Below are 7,347 nucleotides of genomic sequence, written 5' to 3' on the forward strand. Positions count from 1 at the left end.
GGCATGCCGAAAACCGGTTGACCGGTGGTGGAGGATGAGGCCGTGATCGTCAAGGAACATGCCGTCGAGCTCGTCGAGTCCTTCCTGGCCGGAGAGCTGCCGACGTGGCGATGGGCGGGGCGGCCCCTTCCCCTCCGGATCGAGGAGACCGCCCTCGACCCGCACCCGCCGGTGGAGCTCTACGCGGCCCTGCGGAGTCGGTTCGGCGAGGACGTCTTCCTCCTCGAATCCCTGGAGAGCCCCGACTTCGACGGGAACTCCGCCGTCGTCGGCTTCGGCCGGCTCGCCGAACTGCGCGTCCACCCCGGCAGGATCGAAGCCGTCGGGGTGCCCGCCGTCCTGGCCGTCCTCGGCCGGGTCGCCGACGACCTGGGCCTGGTCGCAGTCCCCGGCGGCGACCGCCTCTACGACCGCCCCGAGCAGCTGTGGGACCTGCTGCGCGCCGTCCAGGCCGCGTTCGACGTCGACAGCCCCCGTCCCGCGTACGCCTTCGGCTTCCTCGCCACCATCGGCTACGGCGCCGCCTGGCACATGGAGGACCTGCCCGCCCGCCGTACGCGCCCCGGCGCCGCCCCCGACCTCGTCCTCACCCTGTTCCAGGACACCGTCTGGTACGACCTGGACGCCGGGACCGCGGTCCGCCTCGCCGCCCGCGGCCCCGCCCTCGGCCCCGACGGAGGCCCCGCCGCCCGCACCGACCTCGCCGGCATCGTCGAACGGCTCCCGGCCGGCACCGCCACCCCGCCCGGCCGCCTGCCCGAGGCCCCGGCCCCCCGCGCCGTCCGCGACAGCACCGACGAGACCGCGTTCCGCGCGCGCGTCGAGGACTGCCTGCGGCACATCGGCGTCGGCGACATCTACCAGATCCAGATCGGCCACCGCATCGAGGTCGACACCGACCTCACGCCCCTCGACGTGTACCGGCGCCTGCGCGGACGCAACCCCTCCCCGTACATGTACCTCGTCCCCCGCGGCGACCGGACCCTGATCGGCGCCAGCCCCGAGGTGCTGTTCCGCACCGAGGGCGAGCGGATCGTGATGCGGCCCATCGCGGGCACCACCCCGCGCAGCGGCGACCCGGCGGTCGACCTCCCCCGCATCGAGGCCCTCCTCGCCAGCGAGAAGGAACAGGCCGAGCACGTGATGCTCGTCGACCTCTGCCGCAACGACATCGGCCGGGTCTGCGTGCCCACCACCCTGGAGGCCCGCGAGCTGATGACGGTGGAGACCTTCAGCCACGTCTTCCACCTCGTCTCCACCGTCGAGGGCGAACTCGCCCCCGGCGAGGACGTGTGGTCCGCGCTGAAGGCGACCTTCCCGGCGGGCACCGTCACCGGCGCGCCCAAGCTCCGCGCCATGGAGATCATCGACGCGCTGGAGGACGAGCCCCGGGACATGTACGCCGGAGCCGTCGGCCTCGTCGACGTCCGCGGCTGGTCCCGCCTCGCCCTGTGCATCCGCACCGTCACCCACGACGGCAGCACGTACTCCACCCAGAGCTGCGCCGGCATCGTCGCCGACTCCTCGCCCACCGCCGAATGGCGCGAGACCCTCCACAAGATGGGCGCCGCCCACTGGGCGCTCACCGGTCAGGAGCTGCTCCCGTGAAGGTCCTCCTCGTCGACGCCCGCGACAGCTTCACGCACATCATCGCCCAGTACCTGCGCACCCTCGGAGCGGACACCGACGTCGTCCGCTCGGGCACCCGCAGCCCCGGGGAGCTCGCCGCGCTGCGGCCCGACGCCGTGCTCCTCGGGCCCGGCCCCGGGCACCCCGCCGACTCCGGCCACCCCGAGCTCGTCCGCCACTTCGCGGGCCGGGTGCCGCTGCTCGGCATCTGCCTGGGCCACCAGGCCATCGGCCTGGCCTACGGCGGCCGGGTCACCGTCGCGGACCGGCTCAAGCACGGCAAGACCAGCCCGGTCCGGCACGACGGCTCCGGGGTCTTCACCGGCCTCGGCTCCGCCATGACCGCCACCCGCTACCACTCCCTCATCGTCGCCGAACCCCTGCCCGAGGAGCTGACCGCCACCGCCCACGCAGCCGACGACGGCTACGTGATGGGGCTGCGGCACCGCACCCTCCCCGTCGAGGGCGTCCAGTTCCACCCCGAGTCGATCACCACGGTCGGTGGGATGCGGCTCCTGGAGAACTTCCTCGCCAGCGCACGGAACCAGCCGGCCGGCACCCTCACCGGGTGACCGCGGGACGAAGGAGCACCGTCGTGGGACACCCGGAACCACACCCCGAAACCCAGCCCGAGCCCCGGCCCGACCCGCATCCCGGACCCGGCTCCCGGCGGGCGCTGCCCGCCGCACAGCAGCCCGACTGGCCCGACCCGCGGGCCCTCGACGCGGCCCGCAGGGAACTACGGGCCGCGGTTCCGCTCGTGGTGGCCGCCGAATGCGAGCAGCTGAAGGAGCGGCTCGGCGCGGTCGCCCTCGGCCAGGCCTTCCTGCTCCAGGGCGGCGACTGCGCCGAGACCTTCGCCGACACCGGGGAGGACGCGGTGCGCCGCAAGGTGCGCACCCTGCTGCAGATGGCCCTCGTCCTCCAGTACGCGGCCTCCGTCCCGGTGGTCAAGATCGGCCGGATGGCGGGCCAGTACGCCAAACCCCGGTCCAGACCCACCGAGACCCGTGGGGGGACGACCCTGCCGGCCTACCGGGGCGACGCCGTCAACGGCTTCGGTTTCGACCCGGCCGAACGCACCCCCGACCCGGGGCGGCTGCTGCGCATGCACCGGGCCGCCGCCGGCACGTTGAACCTCGTACGGGCCTTCACCACCGGCGGGTACGCGGACCTGCGCCAGGCGCACGCCTGGAACCAGGACTTCGTGGCCCGCTCACCGGTCGGCGAGCGGTACGCGGCCCTCGCCACCCAGATCGACCAGGCGCTGGCCTTCATGCGGGCCTGCGGCGCCGACGACCGCATCCAGCACGCCGTGGAGTTCTACGTCAGCCACGAGGGCCTGCTGCTGGACTACGAGCAGCCCCTGGTCCGCGAGGACCCGGTGACGGGACGGCACTACGCCACCAGCGGCCACATGCTCTGGATCGGCGAGCGCACCCGCGACCTCGGCGGGGCGCACGTGGAGTTCTTCTCGGCGATCGCCAACCCCATCGGCGTCAAACTCGGCCCCGCCACCGACGCCGAGACCGTGCTCCGGCTCATCGACCGGCTCGACCCCGAACGGGAGCCCGGCCGGCTCACGTTCATCGTGCGCATGGGGGCCGCGCAGGTGCGGGCACGGCTGCCGGAGCTGGTCGAGAAGGCCGCGGCGGAGGGCGCGCCGGTGGCGTGGGTGACCGACCCCATGCACGGCAACACCTTCGAGGCGCCGTCGGGGCTGAAGACCCGCCGCTTCGACGACATCGTCGACGAGGTGAAGGGCTTCTTCGAGGTCCACCGGGAGCTGGGCACCCATCCCGGCGGAGTCCACCTGGAATTCACCGGAGGGGACGTCACGGAATGCGTGGGAGGCGGTGAGGAGGTCAGTCTGGAGGAACTCGGCGAACGCTACGAATCCACCTGTGATCCGCGGCTGAACCGGACCCAATCCCTCGACTTGGCCTTCCTCGTCGCCGAGATGTACCGGGAGCGCTGACGCGGACGATAACGGCGGAGCCCCGAATGCCCCCGAAGGGCCTTCCCGGCGCCTGTCAAGCGCCGCCGGAGGAGTCCGGCAAGTCCCGCCGAGATCCTGTACACCCCCTCGTACCAGCGGTTATATCGCCTTTATCGAAGAACGCGTCCGCTCGAAGGAGGAGCGATATCGGCTCGAAGCCCCGTCTCCCTAACGTTCTTCTCACCGGAACAGACCGGCCACCGGAAGACACCGACGGGGAGAGAAGAAGTCATGCGGAACACATGGCGCACTCAGGTCCAGCGCATCACCGTCGCGGTCATCGCGTCGGCCGCCCTCGCGGGAGGTGCCGGCCTCGCCCACGAGGTGACGGCGGGCCAGCGGACCAGCATCAGCGCCGACGGCACCACCGGCACCACGGCCCCGGCCGCCGAGCCGACCGCGAGCCCCACGCCGACCGCCTCCCCCGACACCCGGGAATGGGGCTGAGCCGGCAGGCACACCCGACGACCCCGAGGGAGCACCACGTGACCACCGCCAGACCAGAACCGCACGCGGGCCGGCACCAGTGGCCCGTCCTGCTCCAGGACCTCCTCGCCGGGCGTGACCTGGCCGCCGCCGACACGGCCTGGGCCATGCACCGGGTGATGCGGGGAGAGGCCACCGAGGCCCAGCTCGCCGGTTTCCTGGTGGCCCTGCGGGTGAAGGGGGAGACGGTCGACGAGCTGGAGGGCCTGGTCCGCGCCATGCTCGACCACGCGGTCCCCCTCGACGTCCCCGGCACCACCGTCGACGTGGTCGGTACGGGCGGGGACGGCGCCCGTACGGTGAACATCTCCACGATGTCCGCGATCGTCGCGGCCGGCGCGGGCGCCCGGATCGTCAAGCACGGCAACCGGGCGTCGAGTTCCGCTTGCGGCTCGGCCGACGTGCTGGAGGCCCTGGGCGTGACCCTGCGCCCGGACCCGGCCCGGGTGGCGGCCCTGGCGGAGGAGGCGGGCATCACCTTCTGCTTCGCCCCCGACTTCCACCCCTCCATGCGGCACGCAGCCGCCGTCCGCCGGCAGCTGGGCATCCCCACCGTGTTCAACGCGCTCGGCCCGCTGACCAACCCGGCCCGCCCCACCGCCCAGGCGGTGGGGGTGGCCGACGCACGGCTGCTCCCGCTGATCGCGGGCGTCCTGGCCCGGCGGGGCGGCAGCGCCCTGGTGTTCCGCGGCGACGACGGGCTCGACGAGCTCACCGTCACCACCACCTCGACGGTGCTGACCGTCGAGGACGGAAGGGTCCGGGAGGAACCCTTCGACCCGCGGGACATCGGGATCGCCCTCGCCCCGGTCGAGGCCCTGCGGGGCGAGGACGCCGCGCACAACGCGGCCGTCGCCCGCCGGCTCCTGGCCGGGGGCGAGCAGGGCCCCGTACGCGACGCGGTCCTGCTGTCGGCGGGCGCGGCCCTGGCCGCCGCCGAACCGGCCCGGGGCCGCACGGTCACCGAGCGGCTCGGCGCGGCGGTCGCCGTCGCGGCCTCCGCCCTCGACTCGGGCGCGGCCCGGGCCGTACTGGACCGCTGGGTCCGCGCCAGCGCGGCGCCCGGCGGGACACCGCGGCAACCGGCCGCCGGGCCTCCGCAGGACGCGCAGGACGTGCAGGCAGGGGCGCCGCTCGCCGCCGCAGGGCGCTGAGCGGGACCGCGGACGCGCCCCGGCCGCAGCGCCCCCGGGAGGGGGCGCCGCCGCCGGGCCGCCGGGCCAGGGTCCGTCAGCCCGGCGATCCGGCGGTCCAGTGGCCCGGCGGTCCAGTGGCCCGGTGGTCCGGCGGTCCGGCGGTCGGTCAGGTCTTGCCGACCGCGGCCGGCAGCCGCACCGGCTCGTGCACCAAGGGCCCGTCGGCCGGATCCCCCGATTCCTCGTCCGGCGGCACGCCGCGCCGGATCCACGACAGCGCGGGAGAGGTGATCGCCGTGGTGAGCAGGGCCATCAGGACCAGCATCGTGAACAGGTCCGGCCCGATCACGCCCAGCTCCAGCCCCAGGTTCAGCACCACCAGCTCCGTCAGGCCGCGGCAGTTCATCAGGGCCCCGATCGACAGGGAGTCCCGCCAGGACTGCCCACTTGCCCGGGCCGCGGCGGAGCTGCCGCCCCACTTGCCGAGGAAGGCGACCGCCATGACGGCCAGCGCCCACAGCCACAGCATCGGGTCGGCGGCCAGCACCTGCATGTTCGTCTTCAGACCGGTGTTGACGAAGAACAGCGGCAGCAGCACCGGGATGGTGAAGGCCCGCAGCCGGGCCGCGCACAGCTCGATGACCCGGGAGCCCCGCGGGGTGACCACCCCGAAGACGAAGGCCCCGAACAGGGCGTGCACGCCGATCCTGTCGGTGGTGAACGCCGACAGGCACAGCCCGCTGAACAGCACCACGAGGACCACCGAGTCGACGGTGCGGGCGGCCCGCCGCGCCCATCGGGCCATCAGCGGCCGGATGGCGTAGATCATGAAGGCGAGGAACAGGGCCGCGAGGCCGGCGGTGGTGACCGCCTCGATCGCCGAGGTGCTCGTGCTCACCGCGACCACGGCCGCCAGCAGGCACCAGGCGGTCACGTCGTCCACGGCGGCGCACGCCATGGCCAGCGCCCCGATCCGGGTGTGGTAGAGCCCGCGGTCGGTCAGGATCCGGGCCAGCACCGGGAAGGCCGTGATGCTCATCGACACGGCGAGGAACAGCACGAACGCGACCTTCGTGACCCCCTTCGGCGCGAAGCCCTCGTACATCAGCAGGGCGAGGCCGGAGCCGAGGAGCAGCGGCAGCGCGATGCTCGCCTGGCTCACCGCGATGGCGGTCCTGCTGTGGCCGCGCAGGGCCGACAGGTTCAGCTCCAGGCCCACCAGGAACATGAACGCCAGCAGGCCGACGTTTCCGAACGCCCCGGTGAACGGCAGGACCGTCCCGGGGAACAGCCATGTCTGGGCGTCGGGCCACAGCCAGCCCAGCAGCGACGGGCCCATCAGGATCCCGACGGCGATCTCCCCGACGACCGGGGGCTGGCCGATCCGGCGGAACAGCATCGCGCCGGCCTTGCAGGCGAGGATGACCGCGGGGATCGCGATCAGCAGATCGGGCAGCGGGTCACGGGCGGACACGGGCAGCCCCCTCCGGCGCCGCGGGGGCACTGACGCGGGCGGGCGCGGCCGGCTCCGGGGGAGCGGCGGCCGGCGGACCGGGCACGGACGTCGCATCGCTCCACCGCGCGTATCTGCGCCGGCCGTACAGCAGCGGCCGCCCGTCCTCGCGCAGCGAGACCCGGTGGACCCGGACGAAGACGGCGGTGTGGTCGCCGAACTCCACCGCGTGGGCCACCTCGCCGTCGGCTATGGCGTGCGCGGCGCCCGTCAGGTGCGGGCCGCCGGCCCCCAGCGGCAGCCGCCACTCGGTCCGCGCGAACCGCTCCGGGTCGCCCGAGGCGAACAGGTCCGAGACGGGGCGCGCCTGCTCGTCCAGCAGGTTGACCGCCACCTGCCCGGTCTCCAGCACCGCCTGCGTGGTGGGGCTCTGCGTGCGCAGGCACAGCACGACGGTGGGAGGGGAGAGGGCGACGCTGGCCAGCGAGCTGCACGTCATGCCGCGCGGCTCGGAGTCCGTGCCGAGGGCCGTGACGACCGAGACACCGGACGGGAACGCCGACATCAGCGGCCTGATGTCGGTCTCGGCGGCGCCCCCGGGCTGCGGGGACCGCAGGGGCCGGGCGGGCCGGGACGTGTGGGAC

Annotated in this window: 7 protein-coding genes; 5 read left to right on the forward strand and 2 right to left on the reverse strand. The window is 74.1% G+C overall.

What is annotated here, in order from left to right; translation table 11 throughout:
• The first annotated feature begins 138 nt into the window (after positions 1–138).
• The 5 genes from HYE82_RS31685 to trpD all read left to right on the forward strand — a co-directional run bounded on the left by HYE82_RS31685 (position 139) and on the right by trpD (position 5,268).
• Complete coding sequence (locus HYE82_RS31685) at positions 139–1,608, forward strand: anthranilate synthase component I family protein (RefSeq protein WP_309144511.1); 1,470 nt, start codon at positions 139–141, stop codon at positions 1,606–1,608.
• Positions 1,605–2,201 (forward strand): aminodeoxychorismate/anthranilate synthase component II, encoded by a 597-nt coding sequence (locus HYE82_RS31690; protein ID WP_179177648.1) that lies wholly within the window; start codon positions 1,605–1,607, stop codon positions 2,199–2,201. The genes HYE82_RS31685 and HYE82_RS31690 overlap by 4 nt, the downstream gene beginning before the upstream one ends.
• Before the next feature lie 23 nt (positions 2,202–2,224).
• Positions 2,225–3,607 (forward strand): class II 3-deoxy-7-phosphoheptulonate synthase, encoded by a 1,383-nt coding sequence (locus HYE82_RS31695; RefSeq protein WP_179177649.1) that lies wholly within the window; start codon positions 2,225–2,227, stop codon positions 3,605–3,607.
• 252 nt (positions 3,608–3,859) lie between these two features.
• Entirely contained in the window at positions 3,860–4,075 is a 216-nt protein-coding gene (locus HYE82_RS31700) for a hypothetical protein (RefSeq protein ID WP_179177650.1), read from the forward strand.
• A gap of 38 nt (positions 4,076–4,113) precedes the next feature.
• Positions 4,114–5,268 (forward strand): anthranilate phosphoribosyltransferase, encoded by a 1,155-nt coding sequence (gene trpD / locus HYE82_RS31705; RefSeq protein WP_309144510.1) that lies wholly within the window; start codon positions 4,114–4,116, stop codon positions 5,266–5,268.
• Between the two features lie 148 nt (positions 5,269–5,416).
• On the opposite strand, the gene HYE82_RS31710 is transcribed toward trpD, so the two are convergent.
• A complete protein-coding gene (locus tag HYE82_RS31710; RefSeq protein ID WP_179177652.1) occupies positions 5,417–6,724 on the reverse strand; it encodes a cation:proton antiporter in 1,308 nt (435 codons plus the stop codon).
• Positions 6,711–7,268 (reverse strand): flavin reductase family protein, encoded by a 558-nt coding sequence (locus HYE82_RS31715; protein WP_179177654.1) that lies wholly within the window; start codon positions 7,266–7,268, stop codon positions 6,711–6,713. The genes HYE82_RS31710 and HYE82_RS31715 overlap by 14 nt, the downstream gene beginning before the upstream one ends.
• Between the last annotated feature and the right edge of the window lie 79 nt (positions 7,269–7,347).

It is taken from the genome of Streptomyces sp. BR123, assembly GCF_013401435.1.
In the GTDB taxonomy this organism is placed as follows: Bacteria; Actinomycetota; Actinomycetes; order Streptomycetales; family Streptomycetaceae; genus Streptomyces.